Source organism: Crocinitomicaceae bacterium (assembly GCA_016708105.1).
Lineage (GTDB): Bacteria > Bacteroidota > Bacteroidia > Flavobacteriales_D > Crocinitomicaceae > JADJGJ01.
This window is the reverse complement of record JADJGJ010000001.1, coordinates 2,469,659-2,488,720: the sequence shown is the minus strand read 5'-3', so window position 1 is coordinate 2,488,720 and position 19,062 is coordinate 2,469,659. Positions and strand designations below refer to the sequence as shown.

General features: G+C 39.1%; 22 protein-coding genes. 8 read left to right on the top strand and 14 right to left on the bottom strand.

Annotated features, from left to right (window positions below; translation table 11 throughout):
• Positions 1-322: 322 nt before the first annotated feature.
• The 6 genes from IPH66_10950 to rsfS form a co-directional block, all read right to left on the bottom strand.
• Positions 323-511 carry a hypothetical protein gene (locus tag IPH66_10950; GenBank protein MBK7129867.1) on the bottom strand — a complete coding sequence of 63 codons (189 nt, stop codon included), beginning with the start codon at positions 509-511 and terminating at the stop codon, positions 323-325.
• An 86-nt stretch (positions 512-597) separates the two neighbouring features.
• Entirely contained in the window at positions 598-1,257 is a 660-nt protein-coding gene (locus IPH66_10945; GenBank protein ID MBK7129866.1) for a phosphatidylserine decarboxylase family protein, read from the bottom strand.
• A 10-nt stretch (positions 1,258-1,267) separates the two neighbouring features.
• On the bottom strand, positions 1,268-2,098 hold the full coding sequence (locus IPH66_10940) for a phosphatidate cytidylyltransferase (protein MBK7129865.1): 831 nt from the start codon (positions 2,096-2,098) through the stop codon (positions 1,268-1,270).
• Positions 2,091-2,303, bottom strand: coding sequence for a hypothetical protein (locus IPH66_10935; GenBank protein MBK7129864.1), 213 nt, complete (start codon positions 2,301-2,303; stop codon positions 2,091-2,093). Before IPH66_10935 ends, IPH66_10940 begins: the two co-directional genes overlap by 8 nt.
• Before the next feature lie 5 nt (positions 2,304-2,308).
• A complete protein-coding gene (gene ftsH, locus IPH66_10930; GenBank protein MBK7129863.1) occupies positions 2,309-4,351 on the bottom strand; it encodes an ATP-dependent zinc metalloprotease FtsH in 2,043 nt (680 codons plus the stop codon).
• Between the two features lie 9 nt (positions 4,352-4,360).
• Positions 4,361-4,744: a ribosome silencing factor gene (gene rsfS, locus IPH66_10925; GenBank protein MBK7129862.1), complete on the bottom strand. Its 384-nt coding sequence runs from the start codon at positions 4,742-4,744 to the stop codon at positions 4,361-4,363.
• A 116-nt stretch (positions 4,745-4,860) separates the two neighbouring features.
• On the opposite strand from rsfS, the gene IPH66_10920 reads away from it, so the two are divergent.
• A complete protein-coding gene (locus IPH66_10920) occupies positions 4,861-5,649 on the top strand; it encodes a biotin--[acetyl-CoA-carboxylase] ligase (GenBank protein ID MBK7129861.1) in 789 nt (262 codons plus the stop codon).
• On the opposite strand, the gene IPH66_10915 is transcribed toward IPH66_10920, so the two are convergent.
• Together IPH66_10915 and IPH66_10910 are read right to left on the bottom strand one after the other, a co-directional pair.
• Entirely contained in the window at positions 5,646-6,050 is a 405-nt protein-coding gene (locus IPH66_10915; GenBank protein ID MBK7129860.1) for a hypothetical protein, read from the bottom strand. The two genes, IPH66_10920 and IPH66_10915, sit on opposite strands and share 4 nt — an antisense overlap.
• Positions 6,050-6,691: an orotate phosphoribosyltransferase gene (locus tag IPH66_10910; GenBank protein MBK7129859.1), complete on the bottom strand. Its 642-nt coding sequence runs from the start codon at positions 6,689-6,691 to the stop codon at positions 6,050-6,052. Before IPH66_10910 ends, IPH66_10915 begins: the two co-directional genes overlap by 1 nt.
• Positions 6,692-6,700: 9 nt before the next feature.
• Here IPH66_10910 and IPH66_10905 point away from each other — a divergent pair, with 9 nt between their 5' ends.
• The 7 genes from IPH66_10905 to IPH66_10875 all read left to right on the top strand — a co-directional run bounded on the left by IPH66_10905 (position 6,701) and on the right by IPH66_10875 (position 12,016).
• Positions 6,701-7,186: an NUDIX domain-containing protein gene (locus IPH66_10905; protein ID MBK7129858.1), complete on the top strand. Its 486-nt coding sequence runs from the start codon at positions 6,701-6,703 to the stop codon at positions 7,184-7,186.
• Between the two features lie 543 nt (positions 7,187-7,729).
• Positions 7,730-8,242, top strand: a complete 513-nt coding sequence (locus IPH66_10900) for a sigma-70 family RNA polymerase sigma factor (protein MBK7129857.1) — start codon at positions 7,730-7,732, stop codon at positions 8,240-8,242.
• Positions 8,242-8,502, top strand: coding sequence for a hypothetical protein (locus tag IPH66_10895; protein ID MBK7129856.1), 261 nt, complete (start codon positions 8,242-8,244; stop codon positions 8,500-8,502). Before IPH66_10900 ends, IPH66_10895 begins: the two co-directional genes overlap by 1 nt.
• A 297-nt stretch (positions 8,503-8,799) precedes the next feature.
• Positions 8,800-9,225, top strand: coding sequence for a hypothetical protein (locus tag IPH66_10890; protein ID MBK7129855.1), 426 nt, complete (start codon positions 8,800-8,802; stop codon positions 9,223-9,225).
• Positions 9,226-9,562: 337 nt separating this feature from the next.
• The gene (locus tag IPH66_10885; GenBank protein MBK7129854.1) at positions 9,563-9,778 is read left to right on the top strand and encodes a ferrous iron transport protein A; all 216 of its coding nucleotides are present in this window, start codon (positions 9,563-9,565) and stop codon (positions 9,776-9,778) included.
• Positions 9,779-9,796: 18 nt separating this feature from the next.
• Positions 9,797-11,896 carry a ferrous iron transport protein B gene (gene feoB, locus IPH66_10880; protein MBK7129853.1) on the top strand — a complete coding sequence of 700 codons (2,100 nt, stop codon included), beginning with the start codon at positions 9,797-9,799 and terminating at the stop codon, positions 11,894-11,896.
• Positions 11,897-12,016 (top strand): FeoB-associated Cys-rich membrane protein, encoded by a 120-nt coding sequence (locus IPH66_10875; GenBank protein ID MBK7129852.1) that lies wholly within the window; start codon positions 11,897-11,899, stop codon positions 12,014-12,016. It begins immediately after the preceding gene.
• 93 nt (positions 12,017-12,109) lie between these two features.
• On the opposite strand, the gene IPH66_10870 is transcribed toward IPH66_10875, so the two are convergent.
• The 6 genes from IPH66_10870 to IPH66_10845 all read right to left on the bottom strand — a co-directional run bounded on the left by IPH66_10870 (position 12,110) and on the right by IPH66_10845 (position 19,052).
• Positions 12,110-13,390, bottom strand: a complete 1,281-nt coding sequence (locus IPH66_10870; GenBank protein ID MBK7129851.1) for a serine hydroxymethyltransferase — start codon at positions 13,388-13,390, stop codon at positions 12,110-12,112.
• Between the two features lie 34 nt (positions 13,391-13,424).
• On the bottom strand, positions 13,425-13,895 hold the full coding sequence (locus IPH66_10865) for a hypothetical protein (GenBank protein MBK7129850.1): 471 nt from the start codon (positions 13,893-13,895) through the stop codon (positions 13,425-13,427).
• On the bottom strand, positions 13,879-14,409 hold the full coding sequence (locus tag IPH66_10860; GenBank protein MBK7129849.1) for an archaeosortase/exosortase family protein: 531 nt from the start codon (positions 14,407-14,409) through the stop codon (positions 13,879-13,881). The genes IPH66_10865 and IPH66_10860 overlap by 17 nt, the downstream gene beginning before the upstream one ends.
• An 875-nt stretch (positions 14,410-15,284) precedes the next feature.
• Positions 15,285-15,527, bottom strand: a complete 243-nt coding sequence (locus IPH66_10855; protein MBK7129848.1) for a hypothetical protein — start codon at positions 15,525-15,527, stop codon at positions 15,285-15,287.
• A 165-nt stretch (positions 15,528-15,692) separates the two neighbouring features.
• Complete coding sequence (locus IPH66_10850) at positions 15,693-15,926, bottom strand: hypothetical protein (protein ID MBK7129847.1); 234 nt, start codon at positions 15,924-15,926, stop codon at positions 15,693-15,695.
• 18 nt (positions 15,927-15,944) lie between these two features.
• The gene (locus IPH66_10845; protein ID MBK7129846.1) at positions 15,945-19,052 is read right to left on the bottom strand and encodes a T9SS type A sorting domain-containing protein; all 3,108 of its coding nucleotides are present in this window, start codon (positions 19,050-19,052) and stop codon (positions 15,945-15,947) included.
• Between the last annotated feature and the right edge of the window lie 10 nt (positions 19,053-19,062).

The window sequence follows — 19,062 nt, the reverse complement described above, 5'->3', positions numbered from 1 at the left end:
ACTCATTATTAATTATTGAATTCTGATCGATCAATCTGTCAAAAAAAAAGACCAGAATGGTTTTTAAGACGATCAAAAATAGGAAAAGTTGCCAAGCGGAATTGCTTAAGCATCAATGATTTTCATCAATTCCTTTCACAATCGGTTAATATCCTTATGAATGGATGAATAGTGTGATGAAAGGAGGTGAATTGAGGTGGTGTTTGATTTTTTACAATTTGGTTCTCTTGAAAAGAGAGTTCAAGAAACCCATTTGGACGATTCAGAGAAAAAAAAACTACCTCCAAATCTGAAGGTAGTTTTTCAACGGAAAGAAATTCAATTATTTTGTTTCAGTTTTCTTTTTGTCACATGAAGTGGTAGTTCCGTGACCTGAGCAACAAGAAGATGATTTCTTTTTGTCAGTTTTTTTAGTTGTAGTGGTATTTGTTTTTTTACCATCTTGTGCAAATGAGTTCATTGAAACTCCTGTGAAAGCCAATAATGCAGCGGCTAAAAAGATTTTTTTCATAATAACATCGTTTTAATGTGATGTAAAAATACTGACTTCATGTGAAGCTTGCTGTTAAAATTTTGCTAAAAATTAAATTAAACGATTTATGGCAATTGACCAATTATGGTTGTTTTGCCTTGCACCACATCTCCAATTTTAATATTGAGTGGAGTTCCAAGCGGAACAAAAACATCGATGCGAGATCCAAATTTGATAAAACCAAATTCTGTTCCGGCGGTTACTTTTTCATTTTCTTTTGCATAACAGACAATGCGACGCGCAACCGCACCGGCAATTTGTCTGAATAAAACTTCTGATCCATTAGCGTGTTTTACCACCACGGTTGTACGTTCATTTTCAATAGATGATTTTGGATGCCATGCCACAAGATATTTTCCGGGATGATATTTTACATATTGTGTAATCCCGTGAATTGGATTCCAGTTTGCATGCACATTCATAGGCGACATGAATATGGAAATTTGTATACGTTTATCTTTAAAATATTCTGTCTCTTCAGTTTCTTCAATGACAACAACTTTTCCATCAGCAGGGCAAATGATAATATTTTCTCCTTGAGGTGCATTTCGGTGCGGCACTCTGAAAAACTGAACTACCAGATAGTACATCACCAATAAAAAAAGATTAATCAGCCAGTACAGAATTTGAATATCGCGCAGCAAAAAATGATTGACAATAAAAATACCGCCACAAATCAGTGTAGTAACAAGTATTATAACATAACCCTCTTTGTGAATTTTCATGGTAGATTAATCAATGAATTACAAAAATAAACTTCTCTAAAAAAAAGATAACAGGCACAACAAAAAGCACCGCATCAAACCTGTCTAAAATACCCCCGTGACCGGGTAAAATGGTTCCTGAATCTTTTACTCCAACATTTCTTTTCAACATGGACTCAACCAAATCTCCTGCGGTGCCAATTACGCCAACCACAATTCCGTAGGTGATCATTTTGCTATATGACCATTCAAGAAAATAAGCCAGAAGAATACCTGCCAGCACGGCAAATGCGACGCCACCAATAAATCCTTCCCAGGTTTTTTTAGGTGAGATACGTTCAAATAATTTGTGTTTGCCTAGCAATCTTCCTGTGAGATAAGCGAACGTATCATTGCACCAGATTAAAATAAAAATGCTCAATGGTGGCCAAATGAGTGTTTCTACTTCCAAAACATGTTCAAAACTGTATACATTAAGCAACACAAAAGGAAGCACGATGTAAAGTGTAGCCACTAATGTGATGCTTACGTTTTCAAATGGTCGGGTAGTTTTTCTGAACAATTCTGAGATGGCTGTAACCATAAAAAATAAGAACAATAAACCGATTAGCGGAACCATCATGATTTCACCAAAATACCATGAGAGCAATACCAAAAAATAAATTGCTGTACCAATGAATGTACCTAATATTTTTTGCGGTTTAATGTCTGTTGCTTTGAAGAGAGAAAAAAATTCCCACAAGCCAAGCACAACAATCAAGCCGAAGAGCCCATGCATATACCAACCGCCAAGTAATATTGCTCCAATGAGAACAATAACAAACAGGGTACCTGTTATAGCTCGTTGCAAAAAATTACTCATTCAGTTTGCTCAGAATTAATTTTGCTTTTTCAACTTGTAAAACCGGAACATACAATTCAATTTGACCAAATGTTCCGTAGCTTGAATCTTTTTTATTCAATAGAACAACGTCAAGTCCCGCTTCAATGAGCCGATGCTGTTTGATCAGTGCATCATGCTCTGAATTGGTTGAATAAATGCATGTCTGACCTTTTGCAAAACTCATGCGAATTAATGCGGAAGAGGTTTTGTTTCAGTACTAGTATCTGCAGCATTTTCACCTGCAGCATTGTCCTTTTGTTCATCAGACGGGTGAATAGTATCAGCCGGTCTGGCCTCTTCTTTTTCCCACATCCTTTTACCGAAAATTGCAATCAAATCATCTTTAAAAATAACTTCTTGTTCAAGTAATTTTTCAGCCAAGGCAGATAGTTTGTCTTTGTTCTCAAGCAGAATCTTTTTAGCGCGTTGATATTGCTCTTCAATCATTTGCGACACTTCTTTATCAATCAATTGGGCGCGCTCTTCAGAGTATGGCCGCATGAAAGCAGATTGTCCCTGCGGATCATAATAACTGATATTACCAAGTTTATCACTCAAGCCGTAAATGGATACCATTGCGTATGCTTGCTTGGTGACTTTTTCAAGATCACTTAATGCGCCCGTTGAAATTTTGCCAAAAATAATTTCTTCAGCAGCTCGTCCGCCCAGTGCATAACACATTTCATCAAGTAACTGCTCTGTTGTAGTGATTTGCCGTTCTTCAGGTAAGTACCATGCAGCACCTAACGAGCGCCCGCGTGGAACTATTGTAACCTTCACAAGTGGAGAGGCATGTTCAAGTAACCATGAAGTAGTAGCATGACCGGCTTCATGATATGCTATGGTTTTTTTCTCTTCGGGTGTAATGATTTTATTTTTCTTTTCAAGTCCACCTACAATGCGATCAACTGCATCAAGAAAATCTTGTTTTGAAACTGCTTTTTTCTTTTTACGCGCAGCAATCAAGGCGGCTTCATTACAAATATTTGCTATATCAGCACCTGAGAACCCCGGAGTTTGTTTTGCAAGAAAATCAATGTCCAAATCATTCTCTAACTTGAGTGGTTTTAAGTGGACCATAAAAATTTCTTTGCGCTCGTTCATGTCAGGCATATCAACATAAATCTGTCGGTCAAAACGACCTGCACGCATCAAGGCAGAATCCAATACATCAGCTCGGTTAGTTGCTGCAAGAATAATAACTCCACTGTTGGTGCCAAATCCATCCATTTCAGTGAGCAATTGATTCAAGGTGTTTTCACGCTCATCATTGGACCCCATGTTGAGGTTTTTTCCACGTGCCCGACCAATGGCGTCAATCTCATCAATAAAAATAATGGAAGGTGCTTTTTCTTTTGCTTGTCTAAATAAATCACGCACCCGTGAAGCACCTACACCCACAAACATTTCAACAAAATCAGATCCTGAAAGAGAAAAGAACGGTACTTTAGCTTCACCTGCAACTGCCTTTGCCAGCAAGGTTTTACCCGTGCCCGGAGGCCCTACAAGCAATGCTCCCTTTGGAATTTTTGCCCCTAATTCGGTATACTTTTTCGGATTCTTTAAAAAATCTACAATCTCCTCAATTTCTTCTTTTGCACCTTGCAAGCCTGCAACATCTTTGAAGGTGGTATTAGTGCCTTTCCCTTTTTCAAAAACCTTTGCACGTGATTTTCCAATAGAGAAAATATTACCTGCCCCGCCTTGTCCTCCACCACCGGTCATGCGGCGCATCAAAAATATCCAGAAAATAATCAGGATAACCGGAAAGAGCAACCAGCTTAATATATCACCAAACCAATCAGTGCGTTTTTCATATTTGGTACTGAACATGTAATTGGGTCCTTTGGCAGCCAAATGTTTCTCTAATTCATCTAAATCACGGTTCAGTGATTCTAAGTCTTTTGTTTCAAATTTCAAGTCGGCTGAACGCCCACCCAAACCATCTTTTTTTGTTAGTGTTTTGTATTTTTCATCCAAAAGTTTTACTGAATCAATCTTTTCTTGTTTCAGATAAATCTCTGCAATTTCCTGATTTTTTACCACGGTCATTTTTTCAATGTATCCGCGCTCAGCCAGGGTATAGAAATCACTTTCTTGAATTTCAATATCACGGCTGTTAAAATGGAATAGATTAAAACTGATTAGTAATACGGCGATGATTACATAAATCCAGTAAGCATTGAAGCCTCCGCGGGGCGCATTTTTTTTAGCATTCGAATCGTCTGACATAAGCTTGTACTATTGCACGTTTTCAATTTCTGTTCGTTTGGCATCTGCCCATAAATCTTCCAGATTATAAAACTCTCTGGTTTCTCTGAAAAAGATATGTACCACAACATTGACGTAATCCAGCAGTATCCACTCAGAATTGCCAACCCCCTCTTCATGCCAGGGTTTTTCTTTGAGTTCTTTCCTTGTCTTGCGAACAACAGAACTTGCCATACCTTCTACCTGTGTGCTTGAATCACCGCTTGCAATAATGAAATAATCTGTTACCGCGTGTTTCAGTGAAGTGAGGTCTAATACAACAACATCCTTTGCTTTTACATCCTGCAATCCGTCAATGATGGTTTCTATTAGTTGACGATTAGCCTTGTCTTTTATTTTAAGTGCTTTTGGCATTATGAAAAAAATATGAGCAAAACTACGGTTTTTGTTTAAGTTGGCAGTATCCTGTGTCACATTTGTTCTGCTTGCAGCCATTGGAAGTTATTTAATCAGCACCAATAAAATTATCTTTGCGCTTCAGTGTTGAAGAAATTGAACCGGTAAATATGCACTACAAGCAGCTATCTCACATAGTTAACCGCTACCCAAGTTTGCAAAGTACCAATGCAACCGCTATGCAATTGCTGGATAGCCAAAAACCTGCGCAGGGAACGGTGATCATTGCAGATAATCAAACAGCAGGGAAGGGGCAACGTGGAAATACCTGGATAAGCGAAGCAGGTAAAAATTTAACTTTTTCAATTATTATTTATCCGAGAATTGCTGCTGAAAAAATGTTTTTTCTCAACATGGCAACATCTCTGGCCGTGCGTGATGCATTGCAAATTTTTTTAACTGACGTAAAAATAAAATGGCCCAATGATATTTTTTGTTCCAATAGAAAAATTGGCGGAATTCTCATTGAAAATCAAGTGCGCAATAATATCATTCAAGCATCTGTGGCAGGAATTGGCATCAACTGCAATCAATCAGAATTCAAACAATTGCAGCCAACGCCAACATCTGTTTTATTGCAAACAGGAAAAGAGATTGATCTAAACGAAGTTTTTGAACGCATTTATGATGCTCTTGATTTTATGATTGATTTACTATTGGCGCATAATTATGCACTGATCAGTAAAAAATATCATGAGCAATTGTACGGTTTGAATGAGGAAAAATTATTCCGTGATGAAGCCGGTGTTTTTAAGGGAGTGATTACCGGTGTTGACCCATACGGCAAATTAAAAGTGCGCGTTGAAGAAAAAATTGTGCATTATGACTTAAAAGAAATTGCCCTAATGCACGCTGAAGATTAGGTGTGAATTTCTTGCAAGCGTTGTGCCATGTAGTTGAATAAATTGGTGAGTGGTTTCATTACCATCATTTTCAAAAAGGCATTGATTTCACCGGAAAAATGTAAATGACATTCGCAGCCACTTTCCTGCTGTTTAATATGTACCACCAAGGTAAAAGGGAATGGGGCTTTGTCACCGGATACAATATTAATTTTTGTTATTGGATGCGTATCTTTTTTTACCAGCGGGATCACGGCCGCGTTCTGAATTTTAAATGAACATTCTTCAGTGGTTGATTTCCAATCTGAAATTTTGTCTTGTGGCAAAAGATGAATCACGTTATTAAAATCACACAAATAGTCAAAAACCACTTGTGGATTTTTATTGATTTTTACTTTCTCACTTTCTATGGTAGTTGCCATCAGCGGTTCCAGGTTTCAGGGTTTGCTCGCCAAGCTTGCAGCGAGTCTACTTCTTTATCAGAAATATAATTGGTTGTCAAGGCCTGCTCTATGAGATGATGATAATCTGACAAGGTGAAAAAAGGACATTCTGCTTCAGTGAAACTGCGGTGAGCTTTCTCAAATCCATAAGAGAAGATGGCTGCCAGACCTACTACCTGACAACCTGCTTTGCGCAATGCTTCAACAGCTTTGAGACTGCTGCCTCCGGTAGAGATTAAATCTTCAACCACCACTACGCGTTGGCCGGGTTGAACTTCTCCTTCAATTTGATTCTCCAATCCATGCCCTTTTGATTCTGACCGCACATAGACAAAAGGTAATCCCATTTCTTCAGCTACCAGTGCGCCAATGGCAATACCGCCTGTGGCTACGCCGGCAATCACTTCAACCGGACCAAAAGCCTCAGCAATTTGTTCACTGAATGTTTGTCTAATTGCTGTGCGTATACGAGGATATGAAAGCGTTTTGCGGTTATCACAATAAATGGGAGACTTCCATCCGCTTGCCCAGGTGAAAGGTTCTGTTGGTTGCAGACGAACTGCTTTTATCTGTAATAAAAAATCAGCTATTTTTAATGCCTTATCTTTATCTAAAATCATAGACCACAAATGTACAAAGTATTTGTTGATAATAAACCGGTGACATTCAAAGCAAACAGTGAAGCAGAACTGATGCAAAACTTTTCAAACCATAAATTTATTCAGGCAGCCGGAGGTTTGGTAAGATTAAAAGATACCTATTTATTTATTAAACGAAACGGCGTTTGGGACATTCCAAAAGGTAAGCTTGACAAAGGCGAAACGCCTGAGGCAGGTGCTGTTAGAGAAATTGTAGAAGAATGTGGGATACCAAAACCCGTTATTGTAAAACACATTACCAACACCTGGCATACATACGAACACAAGGGTAAACACGTGCTAAAAAAAACTTGGTGGTATTTGCTGAAACTAGAAATTTTGAACACTGATCCCGTTCCGCAAACGGACGAAGGAATAACCGAAGTGAAATTTTTTAAAAAAGAAGATTTCCAAAGAATAAAGAACGAAACATTCGAATCTATCAAACTGGTAATTGAGTTGATGGAACAAGAATGATTGAATAAATTTAGGGGCGAATCGCATTCGCCCTAACGTGAATGTTAAAGGTGAAATAATATCATGGAGATTTCATTCTCCGATACGTAATTCACGAATAAAAAACGTAGGGACGCGATTTATCGCGCCCCGATTTACCGCGCCCCGAAGGTATTGGTTCATGATTGTTATTGGGGGGGGTATGATGAATTAGGTTTTGTTTCGGATAGGATATTCCCGTAGGGACGCAATTTATCGCGCCCCGATTTATCGCGCCCCGATTTACGGCACCGCGATTTATCGCACCGCACCGATTTACCGCGCCCCGAAGGTATTGGTTCATGATTGTTATTGGGGGGGGTACGATGAATTAGGTTTTGTTTCGGATAGGATATTCCCGTAGGGATGCGATGAATCGGCATCCCTACGGGAACGACAACGCAATTATTTATTTTGATTATTGGGTAAAATACTTTGTTACTTTTATAAAACAATTGCATTAATGATACAAAACCAATACCTCTGAAGGCTAAGAAAGAGACATATCAAACCGACGACCGAATTTTGGTAGAGGCTGCGAAGCAAAATAAAAATGCCTTTGCCGCCATTTATGATAAATATTTTGAACGCATTTATTTGTTTATATTCAAACGGGTGGGGGATGAAGATTTAGCAGGCGATATTTGTCAGGAAACGATGCTGAAAGTGATGTTTAATATTGGTAAATATGAAGATAGGGGCGTTCCGTTTTCAGCCTGGTTGTATCGCATTGCATCAAACGAAGTGAATTTGTGGTTCAGGTCAAAGAAAAAAAATACCACGGTTGAAATTTCAGAACGACACGTGAAAGATGTGATGCAAGAAGGTGAGTTGGGAAAAATTGAAAGTGAAGAGGATCAGGAAAAATTAATACGCATGTTGGCTAAGCTAAAACCTGAACATGCTGAAATTATTGAGCTGCGTTTTTTTATGCAGTATTCATTCAAAGAAATTGCCGATTTTTACGGTATCACAGAGGCTAATGCGAAAATGAGACTGTACAGAATCCTTGAAAAAATGAAGGAGGACTGGAAGTAATGAGACAGTATAAAATAAATAGAAAAGGGGATCAAAAGGTGCCAACCAAAGAAACCATTGAGAAGTATAAAGACTTTTCACGGCTGACTCATGCCTATGACCATTACACCAAACGACCTAAAAAACCACTGTACAAAGACAAACGCATGTTTTTGTTTATTTTGTTGATTGCCCTTATGGCTTATTTGCTGACCGAGGTTTTTGATAAGGAAGAAAAGGATAAGCAAGAACAAAATACCGAGCAACCAAAAAATATTTAACGCAAAATTTTCCCCGCACGTTTAGGCGCAGGTCGCGACCTGCGTCTAAACGTGCGGGTATCTTAATGAAATAATAAGGTGCTGGAATAAAATGGAGATCATACTTTTTCTAAATCATTGACATGGGAAACTTTGGTTGACTTGTATATCAAAAAAAAAAAATACGCATAATATTTCCAATTTTAAACAGATTAACGAAGGGTTGAGTTTGGCTTGATGAAAGTCAGTTAAAATTTTTTTGAAAATTCAGGCACGATTTTAGTACATTCGTTACGTGCTAATTTAAACCTTTTAATTATGAAATACCTTTTCTCTTTGGCGCTAATTGTTGGCGCTATGTTAGGGTCAAATGCTTATGCTCAAGACCCTGATCAGTTTGAACGCAATTATTCACAGGTGCGCATGTATTGCTCAGTTGACATTCCGGAATATGGCCTTGAGGCCAATGAATGGAGTGAAATGTCTGACGCCAGCAACCGCGTTATTTTGAATTATGGCGATGAAAACGATGTTGTAATTTACAATGCTAACGGTACCCGTGATGTGTATCAGCAATCATCAGAAATTACTGAAGGTACCAACGACAGCGGTGATACTTACCAGGAAATGGAGATAACCGATGGTGACGGTGCGAAAATTACCATTATGCTTTTTGATGATTTTATGAGCATGATTCATTATTACGAGGATGGTAGTTATTTGATTATTCAGTATTACGAATAATAAATTGAAAAAACGCACCTACAATCGGTGTAATAAAATGGACAAAGAGGAGTAGCAATACGCCTCTTTTTTTTTTTGCTAACCCACGCGCCGGATTGAAATGAAAATAAGCCGAATGGTAAAAAATATTTTTGCCTTTGCACATTTATTAAGCGACCGGCGGAAGCTCTATTAAATGTGACTAAGGCTTTTTTTACCAGAGACTTATTGAAATGTAAAGCCGGATAACGCGCCTACAAAGAATACCGCAAATAGGGTATTTGACCAAGGTGCCTGATGAATTTCATTTTTTAAGAGGTATTTAATATTTATATTTGTTCTAAATAAGAATGCAGCTGTGAGATTAACTGATTTTGATATCAATAAAAAAGGACGCATTACGGGCATTACAGACAACCCGGTGGCGACCAAGTTAATGGAGTATGGCATTTTGCCGGGAGCTAGTTTTTTTATTGTAAACAAGGCTTCATTCAACGGACCTATTTTTATTCAGGTAGGGGAGAACCGCATTGCGCTTAGACGCTCAGAGGCGGTGGCTATCAATGTTGAGTAATTTCTGAATTTTTTAGACATGGAAATTGAACCGGCAGGCAGCACAAGGCGAGTGGCGCTGGTTGGAAATGCGAATATTGGCAAAACCAGCTTGTTTAATAAACTGTGTGGTTTAAATCAAAAAACAGGCAATTACCCCGGTGTTACTATTGATAAAAAACGCGGCAAACTAAATGCCGGCGGTGATGAATTTGAGGTGATTGATTTGCCCGGCATAAGTAGCCTGTACCCTAATTCAAAAGATGAAGAATTGGTGGTGGATTATTTGCTCAACAACAAGTCAGCTGATTTTCCTGAAAAAATTATATTGGTTGTATCTGCCGTGAATTTGAAACGCACCTTGTACGTGTTTGATCAGGTATTTGATTTGGGTATACCCATGATACTTGCTATTAATATGCATGACTTGGCTGAGAAGCGCGGAATTAAAATTGATGCAGACAAACTTTCAGCCGAACTTAAGGTGCCTGTGGTAAAAATTTCAGCCCGCACGGAAGAAGGTATTGACACCCTGAAAAATTTAATTGCGCAAAACCAAAACCCACATTACCCTAACGACCATTTCATTGAAACTGAATACCGTGATTTGCTGCACCAATTTGCAAAAATTGTGCATGTAAAAAATGAATACCGTGCTTTTTTACTCATTGCGCAAGATGATGAAGGACATGGTGATGAGAAAACCAATGCACTGAAAAAAAAGTTTATTGCAGAGAATGACTTACCGGCCAGAAAATGGAAAGTGAATGAATCAATTCTGCGCTATAAATTCATTAACCAGGTAATTAAAAATTGTGTTGAAGCAAATAAAGAAAAAGCAGTTGATTTTACCACGCGCGCAGATAAATTATTGCTGCACCCGGTGTGGGGATACGTATTATTTGCATTGATTTTGTTTACTATTTTTCAATCAGTCTTCTGGCTTGCATCATACCCGATGGACTGGATTGATAGTGGATTTGCAACCTTGTCAGGCGCTATAGAGAATGCACTGCCTGATGGCTATTTGGCGAGGTTGGTTACTGAAGGTATTGTGCCGGGTATAGGTGGTGTTGTAATTTTTGTGCCGCAGATTGCTATTTTGTTTTTCATGTTTTCAGTATTAGAAGAGTCAGGCTACATGCCGCGCATTGTTTACCTGATGGACCGCTTGATGCAAAAATTTGGAATGAGTGGAAAGAGCATTGTGCCGCTGATTTCAGGTTTTGCCTGTGCAGTACCCGCCTTGATGTCAGCCCGCACGATTGAGAATAAAAAAGAAAGACTAATTACTATTTTGGTAACGCCGCTGTTGACATGCTCTGCCCGCATTCCGGTTTACGTGGTGATTATTGCCGTGGTGGTGCCTGATGAAATGATAGGAATTTTTAATGCCCGTGGTATTGCCATGATGGCTTTGTATTTGGCGGGTACGCTAATGGCCATGCTTGCCGCCTGGGTGTTTAATAAAATACTGAAGAATGAATTTAAAAGTTACTTGATACTTGAAATGCCTGAATATTTGATGCCGGGTTTAAAAGATGTGTTGATTACGGTGTGGAATAGTGTAAAAGCATTTTTATGGAATGCCGGAAAAATTATTGTTGCTACCTCAATCATACTATTTGTGTTAGCAACTAATGGTTTGAATGACTTTAATACGGCTGAAGATTTTGTGACTGAAAATTATACCAACCTGAGTGATGATGAAAAAGAAACGTTAACCGCCGCACGACAATTAGAAACCTCATTTTTAGGAATGATTGGAAAGGCAATTGAGCCGGGTATTGCGCCGCTGGGATATGATTGGAAAATTGGTATTGCCATTATATCATCTCTGTCAGCCCGTGAGGTGTTTGTTGGTACAATTTCAACTATTTATTCAATTGGTAGTGATGAAGAATTAAAGGTGACTGAGCGATTGAAGTTGGAAAAAAATCAGGCATCAGGCTTGCCAATTTTTACCTTGGCAACCTGCATTTCTCTCTTGGCGTTTTATGCCTTCTCACTTCAATGTTTTAGTACTATTGCGGTTACTTATAAAGAGACCCGATCATTGAAATGGACCTTGATTCAGTTTTTTTACATGACAGCATTGGCTTATCTGGTTGCCTTTATTGCCTACCAAACTTTAGCATAAATGACACAACACGTTTTGGTATATGGTCTTTTTTTACTGGCGATTGCTTACTTGATTTGGCTTGCCATGAGAAAGAAGAAAAACAATAAAAGCTGCGGGCATGATTGTGATTGCCCGTAGGGACAGGTCGTGACCTGTCCGAACGAAAACGTGAACTGTCTAGCTGTAAAACCTTACTGTTGTGGACAGGTCACGACCTGTCTCTAAAGGTTTCTACCAAGCAAATAACGGAAGATTACCCACCAAGTACTGAACATCTTTTTTAATTTCAGCCAAGCGGGTATCATTGTCTTTATTCATCAAAGCAGCATCAATGAGGTTCACGATTGCAGCAATGCTATCTTCTTTTATACCACGTGTTGTGATTGCAGCCGTACCTACACGGAAGCCTGAAGTAACAAATGGTGATTTATCATCAAAGGGCACCATGTTTTTATTCACGGTGATATCAGCTTTCACCAAGGCATTCTCAGCATCTTTACCTGTGATGTTTTTTGAGCGCAAATCAATAAGCATGCAGTGATTATCTGTTCCGCCTGAAACAATATGATAACCGCGATTTACAAATTCAGCAGCCATGGCGCGGGCATTGGTTTGAACTTGTTTATTGTAAGTTGTAAAAGACGGATCAAGTGCTTCACCAAAGGCAACTGCTTTTGCTGCAATGACATGTTCTAATGGTCCACCTTGACTTCCCGGAAATACAGCAGCATCAAGCAGGGTAGACATTAATTTAATTTCACCTTTTGGCGTCTTGTGTCCCCATGGATTTTCAAAATCATGACGCAGCATAATAACTCCTCCTCGTGGTCCGCGCAAGGTCTTGTGCGTAGTTGTTGTTACTATGTGGCAGTGATCCAACGGGTCGTTCAATAATTTGGTTGCAATCATACCTGCCGGATGTGAAATATCTGCTAATACCAAAGCGCCAACTTGATTTGCAATTTGACGAATGCGAGCATAATCCCAATCACGTGAATAGGCTGATGCACCACAAATAATAAGTTTTGGTTTTTCTTGCAGGGCTACTTTTTCCATGGCGTCATAATCAACACGCCCGGTTTCTTTGCTGACCCCATAGAATGATGTCTGATATAATTTGCCTGAAAAATTAACAGGCGAACCATGGGTAAGATGTCCGCCGTGTGAAAGATCAAATCCTAAAATTTTATCTCCGGCATTTAGACAAGCCAGCATAACCGCTGCATTGGCCTGCGAACCTGAGTGAGGCTGCACGTTTGCCCATGTGGCTCCAAAGAGTTTTTTCAAGCGATCAATGGCTAGGTCTTCAACCAAATCAACAACTTGACAACCTCCGTAATATCTTTTATGTGGTAATCCTTCAGCATATTTATTGGTCAGAATAGAACCCATGGCATCCAGCACTTGCTGACTAACAAAATTTTCTGACGCAATTAATTCTATCCCGTGCAGTTGTCTTTCTTTTTCTTTTTGAATCAAATCAAAAATTGCATTGTCTTTTTGTGTTGCCATGGTGGTATATTGTTTTAGTCAAAAATAAAAGGTTCTATGTGTTTTTCGGATTCTGGCCCGGTAAAAATTTAAACAGTACAAATAAAATCATGAGCGGCATGAACGATTGCGCCATGCCCATTAAGGTGCGGATTATACCGTATAAATCTCGCATTGAATCACTGAAATACGCCACCACATAAAGTGCCCCGGATACTGCAAACAACAAGGCAAAAAGCCCCAATGTGATGAGGTTGAAAAGTTTTTTTCTAAAAGCCAAATGGATAACCAGCCACGTGTTGAGTAAGAATAAAAGGGTGAATAACACCGTGAGTAACCACTTTAATTTTTCTATAGACGCCACCTCCCATTGGAGTAGAAAATGAAATTCAGGCAGTGCTTGGTTGGGGCGACCTGTGGTTAGATTCAAATAAATCCAGTTGATATTTAAAAAGAGATAATCTCTCAGAAAACCAAGCAGTACAATGAGTATAACAAGCAATATCAGACTAAGCTTTTTTGACATTGCCGTGTTTTTTTGCCCATCTGATCCACAAAATAAATATGATGGAGTATACAAAAATGGTGAAGGTGTAATTATGATTGAAATCTAAAAACTCAGGCCACTTTTCATAAATAGCCAACAATGCCATCACACGAATAATATTGGCAAAATGAATCAATAAAATGCCCACAGGAATGTACCATGCTTTGGTTTTCCAATTTCCGGGATAGGCCAAAATAAAAATGGTGAAAATGGAAAATAATTTGAATCCGTTACATTCATCACCCACCCATACGCCCGTGTTAACTACTCCGTCCATGAGAAGAATCACGTGATCACTTTCAATTTCAATAGTAGTGGCAATACCCAAAAGATCAAACAAGGATTGAGAGAGATAGACAATGCTGTAGTCAAGATAATAATCCCAATTGGTATGTGTTTTAATATAGAGGTAATAAATCATCAGCCAGATCAGGTATCCGACCGATGCCCAGAAAAGAAAACGAACGACCGGATTTTTAATGAATGATTCCATAAAATTGCTGTCCGGTTATATACTTAAAATCTATACTCATTGATCTCATTGTCTTATGCTGACATGGTGCCGTGCCATCTTCTTTCCATCTTGAAAATTAATTTGCAAAAAAAAAAATTGCAAATCAACTATGGACGGAACCGTGTTTACCAATCTTCAAAAGTACAAAAAAGATTAGGTTGTTGTAGTATAATGTCATCCCTTCGGGATTCTGGCTTTTTAGATTACACAGGGGTAGTAATATTTCATCCCTTCGGAATTGGGATATGGAAAAAACTTTGTGACGATGATTTCAATTTGATGTGATGATGGATTAGCGCGAAACAAATCAGGGCGGGGTATTATGTCATCCCTACGGGATTCTGGCTTTTTAGATTACACAGGGGTAGTAATATTTCATCCCTTAGGGATTGGGATATGGAAAAAACTTTGTGACGATGATTTCAATTTGATGTGATGATGGATTAGCGCGAAACAAATCAGGGCGGGGTATTATGTCATCCCTACGGGATTCTGGCTTTTTAGATTACACAGGGGTAGTAATATTTCATCCCTTCGGGATTGGGATATAGAAAAAACTTTGTGACGATGATTTCAATTTGATGTGATGATGGATTAGCGCGAAACAAATCAAGGCGGGGTATTATGTCATCCCTTCGGGATTCTGGCTTTTTAAATTACACAGGGGTAGTAATATTTCTTCCCTTCGGGATTAAGTGCTTTTGGATTATTTTGGAGATTTCACACGCTTGATTAACTACCTGTTAGAACAAAATTGAAATAAATCAATTTTTATTGTGACCGATGCTTTACAGAAAAACCTTTTCGTCTATTCCTTTTTCGGTTCGGGTTTTGAAAAATAAAAAAAGGAACGCTTAGTGCATTCCTTTATATAATTTTCTTGCTCCAATGACTGCGCCTGCGGCTAGCAGAATTCCAATGCCCCCGTCAATGGGTATACACGGAGGACTCCAGCATGGCGGTCCACCACCGGCAGGTGACCCGGCTGGAGCGGCTCCACCCGGAGGCCCGCTAGTGGCGGGTCCGGGCATCGCATTTACCAGTAGTCCAAATCCGGTGAAAATTAAAGCAATAAATATTTTTTTTAAGCCAGACATGTCTTTTCAATCAGCAATTACGCCAACGAAAATACAATGAATTGCTATACGAAATACATTTGAGAGTAAAAAAAAGCTAAAAAACAATGATTCGAATCATATACCAAAATGAGGACATAAAAAAACAGGCGGTTCGCCAGCAAGAATTAAATAATTAAAAATCAATTATTTAATTCCGTTGTACAATTTCCGCACACCCAACGCTGCACCCATCGCGATCAACACCCCAATTCCTCCGTCAATCGGAATGCAAGGGGGCTGCCAGCAAGGGGGACCGCCTCCGCCTGGAGGGCCGCCACCACCGGGAGGACCTCCTCCGGGACCGGGCATAGCGTAGAGCGCTGTCATGGCTAACAGGCAAACGCCTGTTAAGACAAGTTTTTTATTATTGCTCTTCATTTACTTTTTAACTCTATTCTAGAGTACTACTTTTCTGGTAATAACCGAATCTCCGGTACGTACTACCAAAATGTGTACTCCAACTAATTCTGCAGGCAAGGTGAATATATTGCTACCTTGTACCAACTGAATTTGTTCTTCATAATATACCGTTTCACCAAGCAAGTTCACGAATTGAACGGTGGATGATTGTGATAATGCTTCACTCACATTTAGGTCGAACACATGTCCCATTTGAGAAATACTGATACTTTCATTTTGATCGTCACCTGACTCATTGATAGTTAACGACTCTACTGATGACGCCTGAACAAGTTCAAGGTTAGTGAAGATGATGGTGAATCTTGATCCTTCATATACCTCGCTGTAGAATACGTATTGTTGTTCTTTCGTGAGGTCAATAAATTCACCGGTCATTTTATCATATACCAGCACAGAGCGATAATCAGCAAAATTTTCTACATTATTCAATGATAAAGTATAATACCCTTCTGCTTTAATTTTATTCATCAAGTCAAACGACTTGTTACGTTGATCATTCTGAATAAAGTTTTTGCGGATTTGGTATTGCGGATACTCCACATACATTCTCGGCGCCTTCTCATGTCCAGTTTCTAAATACATCATGTCAACTAAACTATCAGCCCCATCAGAACTAAAATCAGAAGCTTCAAACATCACGCTGGTTTGATAGGTGGTTCCTTCTTGTTTCAATATAACATACAATGAATGGTCAGCTGCTTCCAGTTCAGAGCTGCGGATGTAGGTGGCGGTTTGAGATGTTTTGTCAGATTGGTGAAAGGTAAGAGTACCAGCGCCACTTAAATAGACCCAAAATCCTTGTCCTGTAGCTAATAACCCATTATCGAATTCAGGAATACTGCCTAAACCGGTACTGCCATCATAGTATTGATAGTCACCAATGGTGTGGTCATAGACATAGAAATAATTCCCCACGTTACTTGTTCGAGTCGCTGCCGAAAATAGAATTTGCGAAACGAATGGATTACCTAAAGAGTACCACCCAGTTGTAAGAGCTTTTACGACATCAGATTGACCATTAATTGTTCCTGTGCTTGTTAATGTCGTTCCACTGAAAGACGTGAGGTCATCACCCATAAATAAATAATAGCCCTTACTATTTGTAATTGGATCATTCACATTCAATACATAATTTTCTGTCCCATTAATAGTGTAGCGAACAGATTTGTAACAAGGATCACCTCCTCCGCTAGCGCATCCATCAGGGAATGAAGGACCACTCATGGCTAGATCAGGATCCCAGTCTACAAATGTTGACCCAATAACTGGCGAGCAAATATCTCTCCAGTCGGCAGCACCGGCTGGGATAAATCTACGAACGCTTACCTCACCATTAATAGATGAAGAACCCAAAATAGCACCAATTCTTCCTCCATCAGAGGCAGAAGTGGAATTGATAATAAATGATGTTCCAGGATCGGTTAAATCTAGTGTCCCTTCCGTCAAGGTTAAAGTACCATTGAGTGTGTACTCACTGAAGTAAAAGGTCACAGTGGCGCTGCCTGAATTGTTGATTTCAATATCATGGAATGCTACATTATTTCCACCTGCATCAACGTATTGATCAGTACTTCCGACCATCGCCACTTCTCCATCCGTAAAATTGATACTACCTACTATATCCCAATCTCCGCGGATACTTAGAGTAACTGGTGATAACATCTCTAATGTGGCGTTGGGTTCTACTGATAAATAGTCAGTTTCTGCATCAATGTCCACAGTCACAGTATTAAAAGGGTCAATATATACAAGATCGTTTGGCCCGGGTATACAGCCGCAATCCCAAGTAGCAGGGTTACTCCACACATCAGAAGTAATTGAGTGAATTTCTAAAATTTCCTCAAGGCCACACAACGTAAAATACTCACCGTCGTTTAAATCGACTGTAAACGACACAGTTTGATTAAGTCCATTGTACGTACCGGCTATAATTGTTGCATTGGTAAAATCGTCATCACTATCAACCAATAAGTTATAGCTGGAAGAATTTCCAAAATTATTTCCACCACTCAAGTCAAACGTTAAAGTCACGTTTCCAACATCACCAGTTTCACCGACTCTCCAAGTTCTGGTAAAATACTGATATCCGGGTAAACTAGGCGGTAGACCTGTTGTCGTGAAGTCAGTCAAATCATCATTTGTGTGCGCAATCATTAAGTATTCATTATCTGACATTCCAGTTGCTCCTGAAAGGCCTAGTATTCCGTAGCCCTGAGCTGTAGTTTGTGTATTAGGACCATTGTCGCCTATGCCTATCAAACCGATATTGTGTGTTGATTCGTAAGCGTAAAAATCTGACGGAACTGCCATACCATATTTAGTACCTAGATAATTTTCAACAATAACTCTTTCCAAGTTATTCAGAGCAGTGTTAAACACAATGATTTCGGCAATGAAGCCGTTTAAATAATACCCTGGTGACAAGTTGTAGTTGTATGCACCTACTCTTATCAAATTATGTCCAACACCAGCCGTATATGTGGCATTTAAACTCTGTTGGAGAGTACCTTGACGATATTGTTTGAGGTTGGTTGGTGTTATATGAGCAGAAATAAATGTTGGAGACCCACCATCAATGTGATAAACAAACTTGTCTGGGCTTCGATGGATACTAACAAGACGATTGTTTGATAACGAATAAGTACTCCATTTTGACAAGTAACCTGTATAGCCAACATCAATTAAACAACTGTTAGTGTTTAATGTTCTTTGAAAAACAACGAAATAAGTTAGGTTGGAGCCATCAAGACCTGAAGTTGCTCCTCTGGTAAGATAATCGTTAACTCCATCAAAAGTTACAACAGGCAACCCATTTAACCCGGTTTCATTGAAGATGGGGCGACGAGTTGAAGTCGTCTGCGTTAGATGGTTGCTATTTCCAGATATGTCATCGAATTGATACACTTGACTACCGGTTGAAAGGTTAAGTTCATTTGCGTCGAACCATAGAGGAAGTGTCGAGGAATTTCCAACTCCTCCTGCCCCAGTTTGAGAATAGCCAGTAGTACTAATAACAATAATACAAGTCAAACAAGTAGTAACTAGCATTTGACAAAGTAACTGGCGGTTGTAAATAAATCTCATAATAAGTATA